This window comes from Cysteiniphilum sp. QT6929, assembly GCF_030035755.1.
GTDB classification, from domain to species: Bacteria; Pseudomonadota; Gammaproteobacteria; order Francisellales; family Francisellaceae; genus Caedibacter; species Caedibacter litoralis.
On the sequence record NZ_CP103983.1, the window covers coordinates 1,747,546 to 1,769,676 of the forward strand.

Sequence of the window (22,131 nt, forward strand, 5' to 3'; positions counted from 1 at the left end):
TTTATAACTCAACGCGACTATCTTCAAGCGCTTGACGTTTCTCATCACTGACTTGCCAGTAGATGAAGTCCTCATCAAGCTTGCTTTTAAACATATTAACCACAATGCCCGCGATCATTGATTTCTTATGAGCATTGTATTTTTCAATGCTATCGTTAAAAGATTGCTTTGAAAAAGCCAGTTTATTTTCGGTGGAGGTGATTTCTTCTTGCAATTGCATAACATTTTGATTGGCTTTTAAATCAGGATAATTTTCAAACTGGACATTCAAACCGCCAGCGATTTTTGAGATTTCATTCTCAGCCGCCATACGCGTTTCAGAGTCACCTTTCTCTTTGGCATGTATTGCCTGATTTCTTAAAGCGGTGACGTCTTTTAATGTCGTTTGCTCATAATCCATATACTTTTTGACGACACTAATGAGTGAATCAAAGACTTTAGCGCGACGATCCAATTGGACGTCAATTTGGCGTTCAGAGTTCTTAACGGCTTCAATTTCAGCGATAAGGCTATTGTAAGTCATCAAGACATAGCCAAAAATCAAAGCGAGAATAACAACGATAATAATGAGGGCAACCATGGTTTTAGCTCCTAAATTTTATTGATTACTAAATTATCAAACAGTGTTAATTTGCCACGTATGTTGCTGGCATTCAAGCGTATTGTGTTTCATAATGACAGCATTTTTAAGCTTAAGTGTAATATGGATTGGGAAAAATGCTTGATTTAGTAGTTGTTGAACCAAAACAAAAAGCAAAAAAAGCAACGCATGCGGTGATATGGTTGCATGGTTTGGGTGCCGATGGACATGATTTTGAGGCGATTGTGCCAGAGTTGAATTTGCCAGTTGATGCAAATGTGCGTTTTATTTTCCCGCATGCGCCTGTGCAGCCGGTGACGATTAACATGGGCATGGAAATGCGTGCTTGGTATGACATAAAACGCATCGATGATATAAAACGTGACGTGGACTGTAAAGGAATTGAAGATTCATTAAGTGCGCTAGATGAAATCATTAAATCACAGCTTAATGATGGTATTGCTACTGAGAATATGATTATCGCAGGCTTTTCTCAAGGTGGAGCGATTGCTGCCTTAGCAGGACTTACGATGCCTTATTCATTTGCCGGCATTGTGCTGTTATCAACTTATTTGCCAGATTGGGATTATTTTAAAACAAAGCTTAATAATGCTAATCAGCAAACACCGTTTTTTATAGGGCATGGCAGTCATGACCCAGTGGTACCATTTGCTGCTGGTCAAATGCTTAAAGCTAAGCTTGAGGAGTTAGGTGTAAAACACAAATTTCATGACTACCCAATGGAGCATAGCGTGTGTATGCCAGAGATTCAGGATATTAGTCATTTTATTCAATCATGCTATGGGCTGATCAATGACACAGCCAGATAAATTAGATAAATTGATTATTGCTTCGCGTGATAGCCAGCTAGCATTATGGCAGAGCCGTTACGTCAAGGAATTGTTAGAGCAAACACATCCTGGATTGATTTGTGAGATTATCACAATGAAAACACAAGGCGATAAGATTCTTGATCGCCCATTGAATCAAATCGGTGGTAAAGCACTTTTCATGAAAGAGCTTGAAGTAGCAATGACGAAGGGGCGTGCTGATATCGCTGTTCATTCACTGAAAGATGTTCCGTATGAGTTGCCTGAAGGCTTTGCATTGGGTGCTTTTTGTCAACGTGAGAATCCACAAGATGCTTTTGTGTCGAATGTTTTTGCTAGTATTGATGATTTGCCGCAAGGCGCGATTGTTGGCACATCAAGCTTAAGACGTAAAGCACAACTGTTAGCTTATAGATCAGATTTAGATATCCGTGATTTGCGTGGCAATGTGCAAACACGACTCAAAAAACTCGATGATGGGCAATATGATGCGATTATTTTGGCAGCAGCTGGATTGATTCGCTTAGAGCTAACTGCACGCATCAAAAGCTTGATTGATGTTAATATTTCCTTGCCAGCTGTTGGGCAAGGCATTGTTGTTGTTGAGTATTTAGCACAAAACACCAAGATAAAAGCATTACTCAATGCTATTGATAACGAAGATGCTAGAGTATGCGCCTTGGCAGAGCGCAGTTTTAATGAGGCATTACAGGGCGGCTGTCATGTGCCAATTGCAGCATTTTGTGAAAAAGATTTAGCGGGTTTGCAATTAACGGCAATGGTCGGCAGTAGCGACGGTAAACAGCTAATGCGCGAGACTTTAGATGGCGATGATGCAGTTGATCTTGGTAAGGCATTAGCGCAAAAGATGATTGGAAAGGGTGCGAAGGCCATATTGCAACAATAGAGTGTTGTTGTTTACTTAATGGATTAAGCTTCAATATTTTCCGAGCAATCCTTCATGCTCTGAATGAAGCCGAAGGACGATGTAGAGATAACATATGGCTTCGACTAATGCTCAGCTAACGCTTATATAATGGTATAGCAATTTAAAGAAAAATTGACTTCTCAATAAAACGTAATAATCCAAAAAAGCTCTCTTGAAAAGGTCGTCTTTTATAGTTGCTATAGGGACTCATAACTAGAATAGGGAAACTACCAGCCAAAATGCAGGCAAGACATCCGGTAAGTAGTCGATCATCAACAAGGGCAAGCTCGTGTGCGTTGCATGGTGCGAGTTCTTGAATTTTTAATAAGCCATCGGGATAAGGCTTTTTAGCAACGCCATCAATAAAGCGGATATTAGGGAAGTGTGTAGCAAAATACTGGGCGCGCTCTGCGGTCGGCATATTTGAAAGAATAAAAATATTATGCTCACTATATTTGTCGGTTAGCGACTTAAGCCAATTGAGAATTTTTTCATCCGGTAAGGGTTGACCATGAGGCGCGAGTACACCATCAAAATCAAGTGCAATATAACGAATACCTGATTTTTTAAGTTTTTCAGGATTTAACTGTGTGACATTTTCCACTTGATGTTTGCGCTGGGCAATTGCTTTTATTTTTTTACGTTGATACCAGCTCATTTTAATCGTAAAACTAAATCGTCCCATTAAATCTACATTCCTGATGTGTTATTGGTATTGTTTTGTTTATCTTCTTGTATTGCAAGCGCTTGCTTATATAGGGCATTTTTTTTGCCTTGGGTAAGCTCTACTGCGATGCTGACGGCTTTTTTAATTGGCAGTTCCTCAAGCAATAGGCTAAGCAGTTTATGTTCATCAACAAGAGTATCGTCTTTTTCATCTGCCTTAATACCTTCAATGAGGATAACAAATTCTCCCTTGGTTAATGAAGAATCTTTTGCAAAGTCAGACAAAATATCATTAGCAGTCCCATTAAAGAAACGCTCAAATTGTTTGGTCAATTCTTTGGCAACAACCAATGTGTGATTTGGCAAAGTATCTTCAATATCTGTGAGTGTGGCAATAATTCGATGCGTTGACTCATAAAAGGCTGTTGTGATCGTTGATTTTTCAATACCTTGTAAAATCTTTTTGCGAGCTCCTGACTTAGCAGGTAAGAAACCTTTAAATTGAAAGCCATCGGTTGCAATACCAGCTGCGGATAAGGCGGTAATTAGAGCACTAGCGCCAGGTAATGGCACTACGGCATAGCCTTTCTCACGCAGCGTTTTTACCACGTAAAAACCAGGGTCACTAATCAATGGTGTGCCGGCGTCACTAACTAAAGTCACTATTTTTTGATTATTTAAATGTTCGATTAATAAATCAACACGTGCCTGCTCGTTATGCTCATGACAGGAGATAATTACTGGTGGCTTAATCGCATATTGCTCTAACAATTTGCGTGTGACACGCGTATCTTCAGCAAAGATAACTTCAGCTTGTTTTAAAGCATCTAAAGCACGCAACGTAATATCCTGTAAATTGCCGATTGGTGTCGCGACAACATATAACACACCGCGCTCAATTTGATTTTTCATCGCAACATACTCACTAAATGGGCAATATCGCCAGCGCCTTGTACGAGTACCACATCATGCGCTGTGGCAAGTTTATCGATAAGGGTTTTTGCTTCTCTATTATTATCGACATAAAAGCATTGCGGGTGTTTACTTGTTAATGCATTAAATAAATCCAATGCATTTGCTCCCTCAATTGGGTCTTCACTGGCGGCATAACTGCGCATTAGAATCACAATATCCGCACTGTTTAAACAACCGATAAACTCATGAAATAGATCGCGTGTCCGTGTATAGCGGTGCGGCTGATAGATGTGTATAAGACGCTGATGCGGAAATTGTTGTGAAACAGCATCCAATGTGCTTTGAATCTCAACCGGATGGTGACCATAATCGTCAATAAGCTCAACCGTGTGATTATTTATTGTGGTTTGGTAATGATTAAAACGACGATAAATACCTTTAAAGCTTAATAACGCCTGTTTAATCGTATTCTCTGCAATGCCAAATTTAAGACAAAGTGCAATTGCTGCAAGCGCATTTTCAGCATTATGCTTACCTGGCAGTGTGCTTATAAAGTCTTTATAGCTCTTATCTGTGGTAGTGATATCAAACTTAGCGTGTTGCTTTGTTTGCTCGAAATGAGCGATTTGAATATCCATATCACTTTTTAAGCCATAGTGCTGGGTGCGTGACTTCTGTGTTTTGATCTTTTCTATGAGTTGATAAGCACTGTCACTATCACTGCCAACGAGAATCTCACCACATGCATCAGCGGCTAAAGCGAAATCAGCAAAGCTTTGAATAAGCGCTTTAATCTCATGTTGATAGGTTTGCATATGATCAAGGTCAACGTTACTGATAATAATATGTTTAGGGTGTATCTTAAGAAAAGAGGCATCACTTTCATCGGCCTCAATAATCATATAAGGTGAATTACCAGCATGTGCGTGATGTGTGAAGTTATTAGCAAGTCCACCATTAATAAAGCTTGGATCAAGTTCTGCTTCATGCATGATATGTGCCAAAAGGCTAGTGATCGTTGTTTTGCCGTGAGTGCCAGTAATGGCAATAAGCTCAGCATAGTCTTTACTTAAAAAGGCTAAGAACTCCGCGCGATGATGAATTTTTATGTTTTGGCTTAATGCTTTTTGATATTCAGGATTATCTTTGCGCATGGCGGAGGTATAAATAACGGCATCAACATCGGTTAAGTTCTTAGCATCATGCCCCAATGTGATATGTGCACCCATTGTAGTAAGCTTTGATGTGAGCTCTGATGATTGCAAATCAGAACCAGATACACGATAGCCTTTTTGTAGGCAAAATATCGCAAGCGCTGACATACCCATGCCGCCAATGCCGATAAAATGATAATGTGGTGTTTTTTGTGTCATTGTCACGATGATTATTTGTTATGGCAAATCAATACTGCTAAGTAGTTTAATATAACTAGAGATAAAAATATTGGGGAATTTGGTTTTATTGTGCATCTGGGTTTTTGATGTAGCGTTGAGCTAGCACGACGGGTAACAAAAAGCAGAAGATAAACCCAGGACCAATATCCAGTATCCATGAATTTACCAAGCAGCCAATGGCAAAGGCAATGATAAGAATACGTGTGTTATTGCGCATCATCATTGGCATGTCTTTGGCGTAATAAAAAGTCGTGACCAATAAGAACAGAAAAGCAAGTAAAGCGAAAACGCCTGATTGCATTGCAAAATAGATATATTGATTATGCGGGTTATTAATCACGCGATAATATTTTTTGTCATGTGATGGTATCTCGCTATTAATAAAATGCGTGCTGCATTGTGTTTGCGCGCCGGTACCGCAGCCATAGAGAATGCGCTGTGGCTTATGTTCAAAAATGCCCAGAGCAGTGTGATAGAAGCCCAAACGAATACCCGCGGAGGTATCAGTGTTTGTGCCATTGTAATAGCTAATGGTGCTATTATGAGCTTCATCAACACGCATCTTGAAGTTTGGCGAGAAATGATAAAATGCGGCAAAAACACTCGGGACAATGACAATAGCAGCAATTAAACCCTTCCAGCGGAATTTCATAAAAAAGCCAACTGCCAACACAGAAAACTCGATCAAATAACCGGTACGACTCGTGTTTAAGCCAAGCTCAGCACAAATAATGATAATGCCGAGAATCAGAAAAAGAATTCGCTGCTTTTTGCTGTGGGTTGTTAACGCCATTGAAAAGAGCATAAATGCAGAAATGGCAAAGATGAAGCCCGTCACAAAGTGTGACTGTGCCGCTGGAAAAGTCGGGCCGCTAAAAACAATGGCATTTTCAGGACTTAAGAAATAATAATTCACGAAAATAGCAATGACATTGAGTATCACGCCAATAAAAAATGCTAATAAGAGCTTATTAATAATCTCAGGGTTTTTATAGCATACATAGGCGATAACCCAAACAATTAAGAGTTTGTAAAATTTACCAACCCAAGCAATGGATTCATTAAATGGCAGCGTTGAATACAGGCAACTAATTAAAGCCAAAATAATTAATGCGATGGCAGGCCAAATATAGAAGCGTTTGATTAAGGAGAATTTAGCGTGATAGTCACCACTGATGATAAATAATAATAGTAAACATATGGCAAATATGCTGGTGAGTGCTGTAGAGACTGTCATGACGAGCCCTAGTCCAAAAGCGAAAAAAAGATAAGCTTTATTCAAAAAGTCGTAGTTCTGATGTGGCGGGGTTTGCATGTTAAGTTAGATTACCTCAAATAAGATTTTTGCTAGTATAAAGTCCTTAGCATTTCACATCAACTCAAGTAGAATCAATTTTATCGTAATGTATTGAATCTGGTCTTAATATGCTAAAGGCTAATGACAAAGTTTTACTAATTTCTCAAGAGTTAAAACGTGGTGGTGCTGATGTTGTACTTCTTAATCTTGCGCGACTTTTGTTAGAGCAAGGACTGCAAGTTTATTTGATTGTCTTTGGTAAGGTTGATATTGATATTGATGAACGAATTATTTTATTTGCAGAGGCGGCAAGAAACGCTCGTGGCATTAAAGTCTTGCAAGAAATTTTGGTGTCTAGATTAATTACCAAGCTAGATAAGCTCCATGATTTTAAAATGATTTTCTCGAATAAAACGACTTCAAGAAAATGGCTAAAAGCTTCTGTTGAGAATAAAACATTTTATTATCGACATTTTTGTTCAAGTTTTGTGTTAGATAGAAAATTGAAGGAAAGTGAAAAATCCTATCAAAAAATGCGCAAAAAAGAATTTAGGCATTTTAATAAAAGGCGAATTATATGTGTATCGCATGGTGTGAAAGAGACCCTTCTTAATAGGTTTGAAGTTAAACCAAAATCTATTCATGTGTTATATAACTTTTTTGATTTTGATCTGATCCGTAGCAAAGCACAGGCGTTCCAGATTGATGAAAAGCCTTATATTTTACATGTTGGCAGGTATAGCTTAGATAGTAAGCGTCAGGATCTGTTATTGGCAGCATTTGAACAGGTTACAGCGTATGTGAATTTGATTTTTATCACAGACAATGTTTTGGCATTGGAAAAGCAGGTGGGAAATGCTAAAAAGCAAAGCCAAATTAAAGTCATGAATTTCATGAGCAATCCATTTCCATATATGAAAAATGCGCAAGTTGTCGTGTTGTGTTCTGATTATGAAGCATTTGGTAATGTGATTGTTGAGGCGATGATCTGTGGAACACCTGTGGTGAGTACGGATTGTAGGTCGGGACCAAAAGAAATATTAGTTGAAAATATGGCTAAATACTTAGTACCTTGTAATGATCCGTTGGCGCTAGCTAAAAGTATGGAGGAGGCTTTGGCTTTCCCTGTTATTGCAACACAGCAGCAGTTAGAAAAGTTTAGCTTTGAGAGTGCATTTAACACGATCAATAAGATATATCAGAAGGATTTGTTATAGTTCAGAGTTTGCAGGGTGAATACGTTTTGTTTGCAATAGTTGTTGTAGGTAATCAAAGTTTTTACCCTCATTTGCTCTATCTGCTTCTTTGTGCCATAAATGGAAAACCTCAGTGGCAAACTTGCCAGATTTACGTCTTTTTCCATAATTAAGTATGCGAATAACTAAGTCTGAGTCTTCAAACCCCCAGCCTTCAAAACTTTCGTCAAAGCCTCTTACGGCAAGTAAATCATTTTTCCAAAAGGCGAGATTACAAGTTTTAGCGCCTTGCCATTTATTTGGTTTTTTATAACGATTTAAAAAAGGAACATAAAGTTTTGGCAAGAGTTTATTTGAATTTTTGCACAAGGCATTAATCATCCACTCAAAGCCATTTTTCTTCCATAGTGGTAGTTGGTGCTGTAAAACTTTTTGTGTATAGCTTTCGGATAAAATAATACGGTGACCAACGACAAAATAATTTGTCTCAGCTATTTTGCGGTGGTTTTCAGCAAAATGTATGTTTGGCACACAATCGCCATCAAGAAAGATAATGTAATCTCCAGAGGCATTTTTAATGCCAAGGTTACGTGCTCTTGCAGCACGAAACCCTTTATCCTCCTGCCATAAATGTTTTAAAGGAAAGCGAGCCATTGTTTTAAATTGCTCAATCATCTCTTTGGTTGCAGAAGTCGAGCCATCATCAACAATAATAACCTCAAAATTACTATCGGTTTGGTTGTTTAACGCCGTTAAAACAAGCTTAAGTGCGTGAGGCCAGTTATAGGTGGAAACAATAACTGAGATCAACCCTTGGTAGGTGTTATTGCTCATTTTGCTGTTTCTCCCATAATTTAACATATTTAAAATATGAGCCATAGGCCGAGAGTTTAGCAATTAAATAGCCACGTTTACCATCTAGAAATCCTAAGCGCATAATAAAGCCACGTAAGAAAGTCCAATGTTTATGAAAACTTGCCTTTAGCAAGGAAGTTCTTTTGCCTTTTTGCCACAGAATCGCTGAGGTGCCATCGCTATAATCGTTCATTTTCTTTAATGAGCTGGTGACACTGTCCTGAGAGTGATGAATAAGTTTGCCTTGTAATATACCAGCTTGCTTTTTTGAAACATCAAGTTTGGCATGAACTATATCTTGTGTCCATTGATGTTTTTTGCAATCAAATAAACGCACAATCCAGTCTTTACCCCAGTCGCCATGGTGAATGATTTTTCCCAAGAAAAATGATCGACGATGCATTTTATAAAAGCTGTACTGTGGGTTTTTCAACGTTGCTTTAATCGAGTGTTCAAGATCAGGTGTTACCTCTTCATCAGCATCTAATATCAGCCCCCAGTCAGTGGTTAGTTGCGAAATGCCAAAATGCTTTTGTGGACCATCACCAGGCCAATGACGTTCAATCGTCTTGGCACCATAAGATTTAGCAATTTCAAGTGTCTTATCGGTGCTGCCCGAGTCAACGACAATAGTTTCATCTGTCCATTTGACGGATTCTAAGCAGCGCGCGATATTCTTTTCTTCGTTTTTAGTAATAATTACTACGCCAAGCGTGTTTTTCTTTTCAGTCATAAGTGCAAGGTTGACCGGATTTGATTGCTGCGTATCATAACATAAGTTAAGCAATGACAAGAATGCGTTGTGATAATAATTTGTTAGAATGTTTTTGTTGGATGTTGGATGTTGGATGTTGGATGTTGGATGTTGGATGTTGGATGTTGGATAAATAAGTTATGTTAGGAATAATTGGATTAACGTTATTAATTGCATTATGCGCGAGCATACATATTATCGATAAATATCGTACGATGAGTGTTTTAAGTTATGTGTTTAAGCCATTAACAACCTTGTTGATTTTGCTATATGCATTTTGCTTTAGCGCGGAGATTAACATGTTTGTGGTGTTGATTTTATTGGGATTAATGCTGTCATTAATAGGTGATGTTTTTTTGCTATCGACAAAGGAGAAATGCTTCACTGGTGGGCTTGCGAGTTTCTTGTTGGCGCATATTGCTTATATTGTGGCTTTCTCATTGAAGCTTACATTATTTCATTGGTGGGTTGTTGTTGCGATGTTGCTATATGCAGTAGTGTTTTATCTTAAGTTACACCCAAAACTGGGCTCAGATCGCATTGCTGTTGCTGTTTATATTGTAATTATTGTGGTAATGGGTGCTGTGGCTGTTAATGTCTATATTGTCAATATGTCGTTGCCAAGCTTGTGTATGATGTTGGGTGCATTGTGCTTTATGTTCTCAGATTCCGTGCTGGCATGGGATAAGTTTAAATGCAGGTTAAAGCACGAACCAAGTCTTGTGATGATCAGTTATTATTTGGCGCAATATTTAATCGCAAGCGCGGCGATAGCCTTTTATTGAAGGTGACTACACACCTTAGCAAGCACACTTAGTTTGCGTTTAGCGTCCGTGGCATAGTCGTTTGTTTCATCCCAGGCGTAACCTGCGAGAATTGAGCAGATCTTGGCTTTGATTTCAGGTGGTTGAGTATGGCTGAAAATAATTTGTTGTAATTCACCGGTATACCAAGCGCGGACATAAGATTTAAAAGTGTTAACGCCTTTTTGTAACGGAATAGCAAAGTCTTGTTGCCAGTTAACGCGCTTGCCTTTTAGCAACTTATCTAATGTTTCAGCGGCAAGGACGGCTGATTTTAAAGCAATCGTGACTCCTGATGAGAATATGGGATCTAAAAACTCGCCAGCATTGCCAAGAAGTGCATAGCCTGTGCCATGCAGTGTGCTCACATCTTGGGCATATCCGACAATCTTGCGCACTGGCATATCAAAGCTAACTTCTTTTAAAATATTAGATAGATTAGGCGTTTCATTAATAAGTCGCATTAATATTTTTTCGGGCTCATCCTCACTTTGTTGTAACAAATGAGGCTCGCCAACAACACCAAGTGAGTATTTAGTCGGGCTTAAGGGAATCAACCAAAACCAAATATCGCTATGTATTGGGTGTACAGTGATCAAGATTTTATTTTGGTCAAATAATTTTTGATCAAGTGCGCTATTGATATGGGTAAAGACAGACATGCGCGGCGGAAATTCACTTGGTAGATTAAGTTTTAGTAAATTAGGCAGTACGCGCGAAAAACCACTAGCATCAAGCACAAAGCGTGCGTGATATTGATATGTTTTGTCACTCTTATCCAATGTGGTGATCATCTGACTACTGTCACTTAGTTGAATATCAATGACTTGTTGCTCATAGATGATTGTCGTACCAAATTGTGTAGCTTGATCAGCTAACAGCTTATCAAAAACACTGCGCTCGACTTGGAATGTACTATCAAATCCAGCGTTAAACTTTTGACTAAAATCAAACTCAGTATAGTGATCTTGGCAGAAAAAAGCGGCACCATTTTTAAATTGAAAATGTGCGTCTTTGATGCAGGGCAGTAAATCAGCGTGTTCTAGAAATTCCATCGCTTGTGGCAGCAGGCTTTCGCCAATAGAAAAACGCGGGAATTTGGAGGATTCAATAATTATTACCTGATAGCCTTTTTGTGCAAGGATTGACGCGGCAACAGTGCCTGATGGACCTGCGCCAATGATTAAAACATCAGCATTAAAATCGTTAGATTTAGTATTCATTGGAAGTTATGGAGTGATAATATTTAAGTTGGTGCGCTCACTGTAATCAAAAATCAAGCGTTACTCTATAATAATTTCATAAAAAGCAGGTTTTTGTACTTTTCTTTTTTTTTGTCATCAGTTATCTTGTTATCGAGCATTTTTTGCTCGTAGGTAAAATTACCCGTAAAGAAAACAGGAAGGGGAAGACAAAATGTTAAAAAAAATCACATTGGCAATGCTTGCCGCATCTGCTGCCACGGCAGTTTATGCGCAAGATGCTAACACTGGCAGTGCAGATAATCAATCGGTACAAGCACAGATTGCTGAGCTGAAAAAAGAGATTGCCGCATTGCAAGCAAGCCAAGAGGCGATGGCAAAATCAGCACCTACGCAAACGCAACATGGTAGTGTTGAAAGTGTTGGTACGGGCACTGATAGCTCTGATCACGTTACGGTACCAACCAATATGGGACAAATTCAGAACTTCTTATTCTCAGATGTGCATGATGGTGTCATCCCAATGGGAATGCTGAGTTCATCGCAGTTTGCTTTGGGATTACTAAAGCAGCGTAATATGTATAGCGATCGCGCGTTAGTGTTTGGTGGTTATTTGGAAGCAGATCCACAGGTTTGGCATGGTAGCCCAATAACCTATGATACGGGAACAAAAGATGCAAATGGCAATACTGTATATAGCAATTATCAATCCGGTAAAGGCTTACCAATTACTACCGCTAATTTATATGTTGCCGCTAACTTAGGGCGTTATGTGACTGCTGAAACAACCTTAGCAGCAGATTCAGCGGATAGTTATAAAATCAATGCACAAGATGCCTTTGTGATGTTTGGTAATCTGGATGATTTCCCACTGTATGCAACGGTTGGTAAAAACCGCTTAGCATTCGGCTCATTCTCAGGTGGTGGTCCATGGACTGGGTCATTAACGCAGATGTTATTTAGACCAGGTCGTGTTAATAACGTCTCTCTTGCTTATTATAAAGATGGTCTAAGCAGTAATTTGACACTTTTCCAAACCGATGATCACACCAGTGACTTTGTTTATGCTGCATTTTATGGTAACGAGATTGGTAAGTTGGCATACGGTATTAATGGTGGTTACGTCTACAATGTTAATGGTACAGGTAATAGCTCATTTAATTTGGCAACAAACCCAGGACCAAGTAAGACGCGTATTGGTGCAGTAAACTTCGATACAAGCTTGGCTTATGATATCTATGGTGTTGGTGCTGGTTGGGCGCAAACGACAAATAAATCAGATATGACAAATAATGGCTATGCTGGTGCTTGGTATGTTCAAGCTGGCTTCTCACCAGAGATTTATGGTCGTTCAACCAACTTCAATATCGCCTATAACGGTGCTTATAACACTAATAATTTACCGATTACCTTAAGTGGTAATGCAGATAAAGGCTATGCGACAACTTCAGGCGCAACTGCTGGTAATGCAAGTTCAGTCATGTATCCAGGCTCTGGTGTTGATAAAATGGTTGTAGCCTCAGCGCAACGTCCATTCTTCACTGAGAATGTCTTGATCGGTCTGGAATATGCTTATATGCATATGTACAACAATCAGCATACCAATGCCTATACTTTAGACTTATCGGTATACTTCTAAAAAATAAAAAACATAAAAATAGGAGGAGCTCCTCAACCTTTTGTTTTTACTATTTTAAGCCTGCAATCGCAGGCTTTTTTGTTTGATCTTGCTGAAATGCTTGATGATGTTTATGGTGATGCGATTTTGGCAGCGCAAAAAGAAACGGGACTGGCCGAAAGTGAATTCCCAGCATGCTTGCCTTACACGTTAGCGCAATTATTAGATGATGAGTTTTATCCTTAAGCTTTATAGGTGATTGATAAAGGTGCATGATCTGAAAACCATGAATCAGTGTAGATGCTATCTGCAATGACTTTGTCTTTTAATTCAGGTGTAATCCACTGATAATCAATCCGCCAACCGACATTTTTAGCGCGTGCCTGACCGCGATTCGACCACCAAGTATATTGCTCAGATTTTTGGTTAATCACGCGAAACGCATCAACCCAACCAATATCATCAAAGATGTGATCAAGCCAAGCACGCTCTTCGGGTAAAACGCCAGATGTTTTCTGGTTTTGTTTCCAATTTTTAATATCGATTTCTTTGTGCACGATGTTAACATCACCGCAGACGATAAAACGTTTGTTATGATTAATTTGATCTTTGAGTATATCTTTATACTTACCTAAGAAATCCATTTTATATGCCTGACGTTCGTCACCGCTTGAGCCTGAGGGAATATAGATAGAGGCGATACTTAAATCATCATAATCAAATTGAATATAGCGACCTTCATCATCTGCCCAGTCTATGCCTAGGGTATGGATAATGCGCTTAGGCTCGCGCTTAGCATAGATTGCAACACCACTATAGCCTTTTTTCTGGGCATCAGTATAGGCGTAGTGATAGCCTTCAGGGAAATAAATGCCATCGTCTTTGAGTTGATCAAACTGTGCTTTCGTTTCTTGAATACATAAAAAATCAGCATCTTGCTGCATAAACCAGTCAAAAAAGCCTTTGTGCGTGGCAGCGCGAATGCCGTTTGCATTAAATGAAATAACCTTCATATAATCATCCCTCTTGTCTTTCTGCAATAAAAATAAATAAAAAAGCCCGCAACAGCGGGCTTAAGATTAAAATGTCAGAGTATATTATTCAGCAGCTGTTGTTGCGTCTGCTTGAGTATCAGTTGCAGCAGCGTCATTAGCTGCAGGTTTTTCCGCTTTTTCTGCTTTGATTAATTCTACTTTGAAGCTTAATACTTGATTAGGTCCGATTTGTGGTGGAGCCATCTCGCCATATGCTTGCTTAGGTGCACAGTAAAGAATAACTGTTGAACCTACTGGGATTTGACTTAAAGCATCAGTCCAGCAAGGGATCACTTGATTTAATGGGAAAGTTGCTGGTTTGCCAGTTTTTTCAGAGCTATCAAATACTTTTCCAAGAAGCTCGCCCTTGGCTAGTTGTGCTGCACCTGCTTTAGCGTCTTTGTTGAAATCAGCAGCAGGTGTTGTGCCTGTGTAGTTGACAGTTACAGTATCAGTTTTAGCAGGGACGTCACCTTTGCCTTCAGTGATTACTTGGTAGTAGATGCCATCAGCTGCTTTTTTAACATTAGGCATTTTAGCAACGTCAGCCATAAATGCATCGGCTGCCTTTTGATTTGCTTCACCTTCTGCTTTCATTTTGGTTTGCGCTTTTTGGATCATTTCCATTTGGAAAGCTTGCATGATCTCTTTGCTTTTAGCTTCAGAAATCTTAGATTCTTTGCCAGAAAGCCCAGCTTCTAGACCGGCATTTAATTGCTTGACATCAAGCTTGATATCTTGTGATTTGAAGCCTTTACCCATCTCTTGACCGATGATGTAGCTTACTTCTTTCATATCAACTTTAGCAGGTGTTGCCGCGTCAGTTTTAGCCGCAGCAGGCTTGGCATCAACTGCAGTTGCGGTTGTTTGCGCATCAGCGGCATAAGCTGTGATTGAGCCAGCAAGTAGTATGGCAGTGGTTAGTGCAATAATCTTTTTCATGTGTTCTCCTTAGATTGAGATTATTTGTTAAAAGTTCAAATACGCACCACATCGTAGAAATTGATTTGGCATAAGTCAATATGTGTATGCGGCAAAAAAATGCTATATTCCGTGGATTGACATTATGGTTAATGCATTTTGGATTAATTACGTTTATGCTAAGAGCATCGGTGTTAAGGATAAATAATGCGAAAGAGGAGTGCGATGTGAGGGGATTAAAGTTTAGTGTTATTTTACTGAGCATGGGCATGGTCTATGCTAGTGCGCAAACTCAATATACAGTGGATTATGCTTTGGGTGATTATTATTACCCATATGTTAATCAGCATGAAAACAACAAAGGTTGCTTGACTGAATTTGTGACAAAAGTTTTTAAAAGTCAGGGTGTGAATCTTGGCGAGATTAAATGGCTGCCATGGAGTGTGGCAATGAAAAGCTTAGCCTATGGCGCTTCACCTAGTGTGTCATTTCCATGGAGCTACACCAAAGAACGTGCACAAAAGTATCTTTATAGTGACGCGCTTTACACTAAATCGGCTTACATTTGGGTATTGAATGATGATAAGCAAAGCTATATTGATTTCAAGTCCTTACAAGGGGCGAAAGTCTGCGTGCCCCAAGGCTATGGTGCCTATGGCAAGTTGGCAGACATGTTTACGCAAAAGACAGCGACGCGTATTACTGTATTAACAATGCAAGATTGTTTTAGTCAATTGAAAGCAAAGCGTGTGACTGCTGTCTACGCAGGTGACGATGCGCTTGAAAATATTGCGCATATCAAAGACGGGGTAAATCTTTTCACTAAGGCATTTATTGCTGATCAGCAGACACATTATCTAATTGCTGCAAAAGATCAAACCGGTTCAGCTAAGCTGATTAGCTTATTTAATAACGGGCTAAAAACCATGAAGTTTAATCCAGATCTATATTGCAACTTTGATAAACAATAATTATTAATTTTATTTTGATAATATATTTAATTTCTTGTTGAGCATGCATTATGCTGAGTTAGCGCATTCGCTAAATATCTGCTGAATTACAATTGTGAAGCGATATTTTTTTGTGCTAAGGTTGAGCCTAATAAGTGTTTGCAAAATTTTGTTGTGAAGCCATCGCGACAAGGGCAGCGATATACTATAATGTCCAACCAATAAATTGGCTTTTAGGTTTGAGCTTGGAAGTTGAATAATTAAGCAAAATCAATAGGATTACACTTGCATGAAGAAAAATGAGTTCTTGCGAAATGCACTATTCTGGGGCTTGATTGCCGTAGGCTTAGTGTTTATTTTTAGCAACATGAGTACAAAGACCGACCCATCAACAACGATGAAGTACTCAAGTTTTGTGCAACAATTAAATAGCGGCAGCATCAAATCAGTTAACGTTGATGGACGGACGTTCACAGGGACAACGGATTCTGATGAGAAGTTTACTACCTATGCACCACTCTTGGATCAAAGTATTGTTGATCAGATGCTCAGTAAAAATGCTGAAGTTTCTGCGAAAGCACCAGAAAAGCCAAGTTTGCTATTGGCATTTTTGTTTAATTGGTTGCCATTGTTGTTAATTGCGGGCTTTTTTATTTTCCTAATGATGCGTGCCGGAGGTGGCAAAAGTGGTGCTTTTTCATTTGGTAAAAGTAAGGCAAAGCTTTTAGGTGAAGATCAGATCAAAGTCACATTAGCAGATGTCGCAGGTGTCGATGAGGCTAAAGAAGAAGTGGCTGAAATCGTTGATTTCTTAAAGAACCCTGCCAAATACGAGAAGATTGGCGGCAAGATCCCTAAAGGTGTGTTGATGGTAGGACCACCTGGAACAGGTAAAACATTATTAGCACGTGCAATTGCCGGTGAAGCAAAGGTGCCTTTCTTTTCAATCTCAGGTTCGGATTTCGTTGAAATGTTTGTTGGTGTTGGTGCGTCACGTGTGCGTGATATGTTTGAGCAAGCCAAGCGTCGAGCGCCTTGTATTATCTTTATTGATGAGATTGATGCCGTGGGTCGCCATCGTGGAGCTGGTCTAGGTGGCGGACATGATGAGCGTGAGCAGACATTAAATCAGATGTTGGTTGAGATGGATGGATTTGCTGATAATGAAGGTGTTATCGTCATTGCTGCGACTAACCGACCGGATGTATTGGATCCTGCATTGTTGCGTCCTGGTCGTTTTGACAGACAGGTAACAGTTGGTTTGCCAAGTGTTAAAGGCCGTGAGCAAATCCTTAAAGTTCATATGCGTAAGATTGCGGTAGCTGATGAGGTGCGCGTTGATTGGATTGCGCGTGGTACACCGGGCTTCTCAGGTGCTGAGCTTGCTAACTTAGTGAATGAAGCAGCGTTATTTGCTGCGCGTGTTAACAAAGAAATCGTTGGCATGGAAGAGTTTGAAAAAGCTAAAGATAAGATTCTTATGGGAACTGAACGTCGTTCGATGGCAATGAGTGACGAGCAGAAACGCTTAACAGCATACCATGAAGCCGGACACGCGATTGTTGGGCGTTTGGTACCTGATCACGATCCCGTGTATAAGGTTAGTATTATTCCTCGAGGACGTGCATTAGGTGTGACAATGTATTTGCCAGATGGTGATCAAGTCAGTCAATCTCGTGAACAGTTATTAAGCCGTTTATCAAGTATCTTTGGTGGGCGTATTGCTGAAGAGCTCATTTTTGGTTATGACAAGGTAACTACTGGTGCTTCTAATGATATTCAAGTAGCAACCAATATCGCTCGCAGCATGGTCACCAAGTGGGGCTTGTCTGACAAAATGGGACCAATTTTGTTTGATGAAGATGACCAGCAGCCGTTTTTAGGGCAAAGCATGGGTAAAAATCCAAAACATTTCTCAGATAAAACAGCCGTTGATATCGATGGTGAAGTACGTCGCTTGATTGATGAAAATTACTCAAGAGCGGAGACTATTCTTAAGGAAAATACCGATATCTTGCACGCTATGGCGGATGCGTTGATGAAATATGAAACCATTGATTCAATGCAAGTGGATGACTTAATGGCGCGTCGCGAGGTCAGAGAGCCAGGTGATTGGGGTGATAGCTATATCCCGAAAGATGAGAAAGAAAAATTGGCTCCACAAGTAGCTAAAGAAGCGTTAACTGTGATACCTTCTGAAGTGACTAAGCCGCAACAAGCGGATGATCAATCTGAAAAATAATATTAGCTTAGCATCAACGTTGACTGAGCGTCAGTCGAAGCCATTGTTACTCGTACCCTTGACTACGCTCAGGGAAAAAGTGAAGTCCAATAGTTATCTCTGTAATGCGCCTTGATATTGAGGTGTATTCTCTAATTCACAATGATCATTCATTCTGCTGCGGGTATAGATCTCAGCAAGTGGCGTATGTTTGAAATTTTCACTATCAATAGTACCGGCATATAGAATATACAAGTGATCAAAGGCGGTGCACTTATTGATAATTGAGCCACAGCAGTTGGCGCATGAACCACGTGAGACAACGCTTCCGCTATCAGACGTTTTGTCAAAAAAATTGACTTGACCTTGAAGTTGAATGTCACTTTTGTTAAAAGCAACGGCTGGCTCATAAGCGCAGCCTGTCCATTTTTGGCAATCTTTACAGTGGCAATTAAGCATTGCTACTGGTTCAGCAGTAATATTTATTTTGATATCTCCGCAAAGGCAACTAGCAGTGTAGATGGTGTTGTTCATTGTCTGTTATATCCAAAAGTTTGGTGTGGATAGACAGTACTATTTGCGGACTCAATCTGTCAACAGCAACATTTTATAAATTTCGCCTTGAAATATCTTTTTTAACGCCCATTTGTTTGCGGTCGAGTTTTAAATAAAGCAAACCAAAATAGGAGCGACCATGTCTGAAAAGCAAGTTTTTGACTTTCAAACGGAAGTAAAACAATTATTACATTTGGTGATTCATTCACTCTATTCAAACCGTGAAATTTTCTTAAGAGAGCTTATTTCTAACGCATCAGATGCTGCAGAAAAGCTGCGTTTTGAAGCATTAAGTAATGCCGATATTTTTGAAAATGATGCCGATTTAAAAGTACGCATTTCTTTTGATAAAGAGAGTAAAACGATTACGATTGCCGATAATGGTATTGGCATGACGCGTGATGAGGCTATTGAGCATTTGGGTACAATTGCAAAATCAGGCACTAAGAAATTCTTAGAAGCATTAAGTGGTGATCAGAGTAAAGATTCGCAATTGATTGGTCAATTTGGTGTTGGTTTCTATTCTGCGTATATCATTGCTGATAAAGTGACGGTAAATACACGTAAAGCTGGTGTTGAAGCTTCACAAGGCGTGCGTTGGGAGTCCAAAGCGGATGGTTCATTTAGCGTTGAAGATATCACTAAAGAAGCACGTGGTACGGAGATTATTTTGCATCTTAAAGATGAAGAGCATGATTTGTTAGATGATTGGAAATTGCGTCAAATCGTTAAAAAATATTCTGATCATATCTCCTTACCTATTCAAATGTTAAAAACAGAATATGATGAAGAAGGTAAAGAAAAAGAAACGAAAGAATGGGAAACGATTAATAAAGCTAAAGCGTTATGGACACGTTCTAAGTCTGAAATTACCGATGAAGAGTACAAAGAGTTTTATAAGCATATTTCACATGATTTTACTGATCCATTAACTTGGTCGCACAATAAGGTTGAGGGTAATCTTGAATATACAAGCCTCTTGTATCTACCAGAGCGCGCGCCATTTGATCTATGGGATCGCGAGCGTAAATCTGGTTTACAGCTTTATGTACAACGCGTATTTATCATGGAAAACGAGCATTTGTTGCCGTCATACTTGCGTTTTGTTAAAGGGGTGATTGATTCAAATGATTTGCCATTGAATATCTCACGTGAGATTTTGCAGCATAATAAAGTGATCGATAAGATCAAAAAAGCTACAGCTAAGAAAGTCTTAGATATGCTCGATAAAATGGCTAAAGATGATAAAGAGCAATATGCGAAATTCTGGAAGGCGTTTGGACAAGTATTAAAAGAGGCGCCTGCTGAAGATCATGAAAACAAAGATAAGATTGCTAAGTTATTGCGCTTTGCTTCAACGCACAAAGATACTGCCGAGCAAGATGTGTCATTAGCTGATTATGTGTCACGTATGAAGGAAGATCAGAAGTTTATCTACTATGTGACTGCTGAGAGCTTTAATGCAGCGAAGAATAACCCACAGTTGGAAGTATTCCGTAAGAAAGGCATTGAGGTGTTATTGTTAAGCGATCGCGTTGATGAGTGGATGACATCGCACTTATCTGAATTTGATGGCAAGACCTTAAAATCAGTGGCTAAAGGTGATTTAGACCTTGGTGACTTGGATTCTGAAGAAGATAAAAAGCAGCAAGAAGAAACACAGAAAGAGTTTGAAAGCATTATTAAGCAAATGAAAGAAGTGCTAAAAGATAAAGTCGAAGATGTACGTCTTTCTAAGCGTTTGACTAATTCACCAAGCTGTATTGTTGTTAATGATTATGGCATGAGCATGCATTTGCAAAAAATGATGGCAGATGCAGGACAAATGATGATGCCAGGCATGGGGGGCAAACCAATTCTTGAGATCAATGCTGATCATAAATTAGTGAAGCACTTGCAGCAAGAGCAAGACGATGCGCAATTTGCTGATTGGACAGATCTTTTATATCAACAAGCCTTGTTGGTTGAAGGTGCTCAACTTGAAGATCCCGCAAACTTTGTCGGTTTGGTTAATAAATATTTAGCGGTGTAATCGTATATACCCATCACAAACCATTTTACAGAATTTTTTTGCTTTATATTTTGCGTGTTTTTAGCAAGTTGAATTTTGATAATAGTCCTAGCTATTACCTGCAATCCAACTTGCCAAAATCTTCACAAACTATTTTACAACCAAACACCGCAAAAAGATTTATGATGGGTATGCTTTTGATAAGGAATTTTGTGCCTTGGATGGATGTAATCTTTAAAGTTTCTATATAGCTATTTAGTTTTTACCATTAGCAATTTAGTATTATTTTGGATTAAACTAAGTGGCGTTTAAATCACCTCATTTGGATTTTCGGGTCAAGTCTGAGAGTGACAGTAAACCGTCATATTCAGGCTCGATCTTAATATCTATGATTACCAACAAACGATTGTTTAGCTACATATCACTGACTGGAGCTAAATGAAATATCATATAACTTAAGGAATTTATCATGCAAAACACATTAGTCTTAGTTGCAGACTTTATTAACGAAATCGTAGATCCAAAGGGTGCTTTTGGTGCGCATAATGCGGCACGTATTATCGAAGATAAAACAATGGAAAAGGCAAATGAAGTGATTGCTTGGGCAAGAAAACATAAGGTGCTGATTGCGCATGTTAAAGTAGGTTTTGAAGCACATTATCAAGAGTGCCCTAAGCATTCGCCGATGTTCGGTAAGGCGCCAGAATACGGTGTATTAAAACTGGGGACATGGGGAACTGAGTTTCACGAAAAAATGGATGTAGAGCCTCAAGATGTCATTGTTACTAAGCGCCGCGTGAGTGCATTATATGGCACGAATTTGGAACCTGTATTAAGGGCAAATGAAATTGAACGCGTAATCATTTGTGGCGTATCAACGACTTATGTGGTTGAAGCGACAGCACGCGAGTTGCATGATCGTGATTATCAAGTGGTTATTGTTGCTGATGCCTGTAATGCAGCAACTAAAGAGTCACATGAGGCAAGTTTAAGTGCTTTATCGCGTTTGGCACAAATCACTACAACAGCTGAGTTTACCAAAGAAAATTAAGTGTGTAGCAGTGCATCCTTTTTGGTAAAGCGCCCACCTAATATATGATAATGCAGATGATAAACAGTTTGTCCACCTGCTTTACCGGTATTCACCAAGGTCTTAAAACCTGCTTTAAGCCCTAAGGTTTGTGCAATCTTAGGGATCGCTAGATTAATTTTTCCAACAAGAGGAATATCTTCATCTTCAAGATGATTTAAGCTATCGATATGCTTTTTAGGGACAACAAGCACATGAGCTTCAGCCACCGGAAAAGCATCATGAAACGCTAAAATATCAGCATCCTCATAGACTTTATTTGATTTGATTTCACCATTAATAATTTTGCAAAAAATACAATCACTCATCGA

At 39.2% G+C, this 22,131-nt stretch carries 22 protein-coding genes; 10 read left to right on the forward strand and 12 right to left on the reverse strand.

Features of this window, described 5'->3' with window-relative positions; genetic code table 11:
* Position 1: 1 nt before the first annotated feature.
* Positions 2-580, reverse strand: coding sequence for a LemA family protein (locus tag NYP54_RS07650; protein WP_283156013.1), 579 nt, complete (start codon positions 578-580; stop codon positions 2-4).
* A gap of 137 nt (positions 581-717) precedes the next feature.
* Here NYP54_RS07650 and NYP54_RS07655 point away from each other — a divergent pair, with 137 nt between their 5' ends.
* Positions 718-1,410, forward strand: coding sequence for a dienelactone hydrolase family protein (locus NYP54_RS07655; protein WP_283156014.1), 693 nt, complete (start codon positions 718-720; stop codon positions 1,408-1,410).
* Positions 1,394-2,317, forward strand: a complete 924-nt coding sequence (gene hemC, locus NYP54_RS07660; protein ID WP_283156015.1) for a hydroxymethylbilane synthase — start codon at positions 1,394-1,396, stop codon at positions 2,315-2,317. Before NYP54_RS07655 ends, hemC begins: the two co-directional genes overlap by 17 nt.
* Before the next feature lie 142 nt (positions 2,318-2,459).
* Here hemC and NYP54_RS07665 read toward each other — a convergent pair whose 3' ends face one another.
* The 4 genes from NYP54_RS07665 to NYP54_RS07680 all read right to left on the reverse strand — a co-directional run bounded on the left by NYP54_RS07665 (position 2,460) and on the right by NYP54_RS07680 (position 6,550).
* Positions 2,460-3,023 carry an HAD family hydrolase gene (locus NYP54_RS07665; protein WP_283156016.1) on the reverse strand — a complete coding sequence of 188 codons (564 nt, stop codon included), beginning with the start codon at positions 3,021-3,023 and terminating at the stop codon, positions 2,460-2,462.
* 5 nt (positions 3,024-3,028) lie between these two features.
* Positions 3,029-3,916, reverse strand: a complete 888-nt coding sequence (rsmI, locus tag NYP54_RS07670; RefSeq protein WP_283156017.1) for a 16S rRNA (cytidine(1402)-2'-O)-methyltransferase — start codon at positions 3,914-3,916, stop codon at positions 3,029-3,031.
* Positions 3,913-5,292, reverse strand: a complete 1,380-nt coding sequence (gene murC / locus NYP54_RS07675) for a UDP-N-acetylmuramate--L-alanine ligase (protein WP_283156018.1) — start codon at positions 5,290-5,292, stop codon at positions 3,913-3,915. The genes rsmI and murC overlap by 4 nt, the downstream gene beginning before the upstream one ends.
* A gap of 85 nt (positions 5,293-5,377) precedes the next feature.
* Positions 5,378-6,550, reverse strand: a complete 1,173-nt coding sequence (locus NYP54_RS07680; RefSeq protein WP_283156019.1) for an O-antigen ligase family protein — start codon at positions 6,548-6,550, stop codon at positions 5,378-5,380.
* A 188-nt stretch (positions 6,551-6,738) separates the two neighbouring features.
* Here NYP54_RS07680 and NYP54_RS07685 point away from each other — a divergent pair, with 188 nt between their 5' ends.
* On the forward strand, positions 6,739-7,827 hold the full coding sequence (locus NYP54_RS07685; protein WP_283156020.1) for a glycosyltransferase: 1,089 nt from the start codon (positions 6,739-6,741) through the stop codon (positions 7,825-7,827).
* On the opposite strand, the gene NYP54_RS07690 is transcribed toward NYP54_RS07685, so the two are convergent.
* Positions 7,822-8,640 (reverse strand): glycosyltransferase family 2 protein, encoded by an 819-nt coding sequence (locus tag NYP54_RS07690; protein WP_283156021.1) that lies wholly within the window; start codon positions 8,638-8,640, stop codon positions 7,822-7,824. The two genes, NYP54_RS07685 and NYP54_RS07690, sit on opposite strands and share 6 nt — an antisense overlap.
* Entirely contained in the window at positions 8,630-9,394 is a 765-nt protein-coding gene (locus NYP54_RS07695; RefSeq protein ID WP_283156022.1) for a glycosyltransferase family 2 protein, read from the reverse strand. The genes NYP54_RS07690 and NYP54_RS07695 overlap by 11 nt, the downstream gene beginning before the upstream one ends.
* A 161-nt stretch (positions 9,395-9,555) precedes the next feature.
* On the opposite strand from NYP54_RS07695, the gene NYP54_RS07700 reads away from it, so the two are divergent.
* On the forward strand, positions 9,556-10,200 hold the full coding sequence (locus NYP54_RS07700; protein WP_283156023.1) for a lysoplasmalogenase: 645 nt from the start codon (positions 9,556-9,558) through the stop codon (positions 10,198-10,200).
* Here the strand turns inward: NYP54_RS07700 and NYP54_RS07705 are convergent.
* Positions 10,194-11,441, reverse strand: coding sequence for an NAD(P)/FAD-dependent oxidoreductase (locus NYP54_RS07705; RefSeq protein ID WP_283156024.1), 1,248 nt, complete (start codon positions 11,439-11,441; stop codon positions 10,194-10,196). The genes NYP54_RS07700 and NYP54_RS07705 overlap by 7 nt on opposite strands.
* Positions 11,442-11,634: 193 nt before the next feature.
* Between NYP54_RS07705 and NYP54_RS07710 the strand changes: the two genes are divergently transcribed.
* Both NYP54_RS07710 and NYP54_RS07715 read left to right on the forward strand, forming a co-directional pair.
* The gene (locus NYP54_RS07710) at positions 11,635-13,059 is read left to right on the forward strand and encodes an LbtU family siderophore porin (RefSeq protein WP_283156025.1); all 1,425 of its coding nucleotides are present in this window, start codon (positions 11,635-11,637) and stop codon (positions 13,057-13,059) included.
* Between the two features lie 96 nt (positions 13,060-13,155).
* The gene (locus tag NYP54_RS07715) at positions 13,156-13,284 is read left to right on the forward strand and encodes a DUF29 family protein (RefSeq protein ID WP_283156026.1); all 129 of its coding nucleotides are present in this window, start codon (positions 13,156-13,158) and stop codon (positions 13,282-13,284) included.
* On the opposite strand, the gene NYP54_RS07720 is transcribed toward NYP54_RS07715, so the two are convergent.
* Positions 13,281-14,051, reverse strand: coding sequence for an exodeoxyribonuclease III (locus NYP54_RS07720; protein ID WP_283156027.1), 771 nt, complete (start codon positions 14,049-14,051; stop codon positions 13,281-13,283). The genes NYP54_RS07715 and NYP54_RS07720 overlap by 4 nt on opposite strands.
* A gap of 84 nt (positions 14,052-14,135) precedes the next feature.
* On the reverse strand, positions 14,136-15,014 hold the full coding sequence (locus NYP54_RS07725) for an FKBP-type peptidyl-prolyl cis-trans isomerase (RefSeq protein ID WP_283156028.1): 879 nt from the start codon (positions 15,012-15,014) through the stop codon (positions 14,136-14,138).
* Between the two features lie 206 nt (positions 15,015-15,220).
* Here NYP54_RS07725 and NYP54_RS07730 point away from each other — a divergent pair, with 206 nt between their 5' ends.
* The gene (locus NYP54_RS07730) at positions 15,221-15,964 is read left to right on the forward strand and encodes a transporter substrate-binding domain-containing protein (RefSeq protein WP_283156029.1); all 744 of its coding nucleotides are present in this window, start codon (positions 15,221-15,223) and stop codon (positions 15,962-15,964) included.
* 268 nt (positions 15,965-16,232) lie between these two features.
* On the forward strand, positions 16,233-18,185 hold the full coding sequence (ftsH, locus tag NYP54_RS07735) for an ATP-dependent zinc metalloprotease FtsH (protein ID WP_283156030.1): 1,953 nt from the start codon (positions 16,233-16,235) through the stop codon (positions 18,183-18,185).
* Between the two features lie 93 nt (positions 18,186-18,278).
* Here the strand turns inward: ftsH and NYP54_RS07740 are convergent, their stop codons facing one another.
* Complete coding sequence (locus tag NYP54_RS07740; protein WP_283156031.1) at positions 18,279-18,698, reverse strand: GFA family protein; 420 nt, start codon at positions 18,696-18,698, stop codon at positions 18,279-18,281.
* Between the two features lie 160 nt (positions 18,699-18,858).
* Here NYP54_RS07740 and htpG point away from each other — a divergent pair, with 160 nt between their 5' ends.
* Complete coding sequence (gene htpG / locus NYP54_RS07745; RefSeq protein WP_283156032.1) at positions 18,859-20,751, forward strand: molecular chaperone HtpG; 1,893 nt, start codon at positions 18,859-18,861, stop codon at positions 20,749-20,751.
* A gap of 448 nt (positions 20,752-21,199) precedes the next feature.
* On the forward strand, positions 21,200-21,781 hold the full coding sequence (locus NYP54_RS07750; RefSeq protein ID WP_283156033.1) for an isochorismatase family cysteine hydrolase: 582 nt from the start codon (positions 21,200-21,202) through the stop codon (positions 21,779-21,781).
* Here NYP54_RS07750 and NYP54_RS07755 read toward each other — a convergent pair.
* Positions 21,778-22,128: a histidine triad nucleotide-binding protein gene (locus NYP54_RS07755; protein ID WP_117003059.1), complete on the reverse strand. Its 351-nt coding sequence runs from the start codon at positions 22,126-22,128 to the stop codon at positions 21,778-21,780. The two genes, NYP54_RS07750 and NYP54_RS07755, sit on opposite strands and share 4 nt — an antisense overlap.
* Positions 22,129-22,131 lie beyond the last annotated feature (3 nt).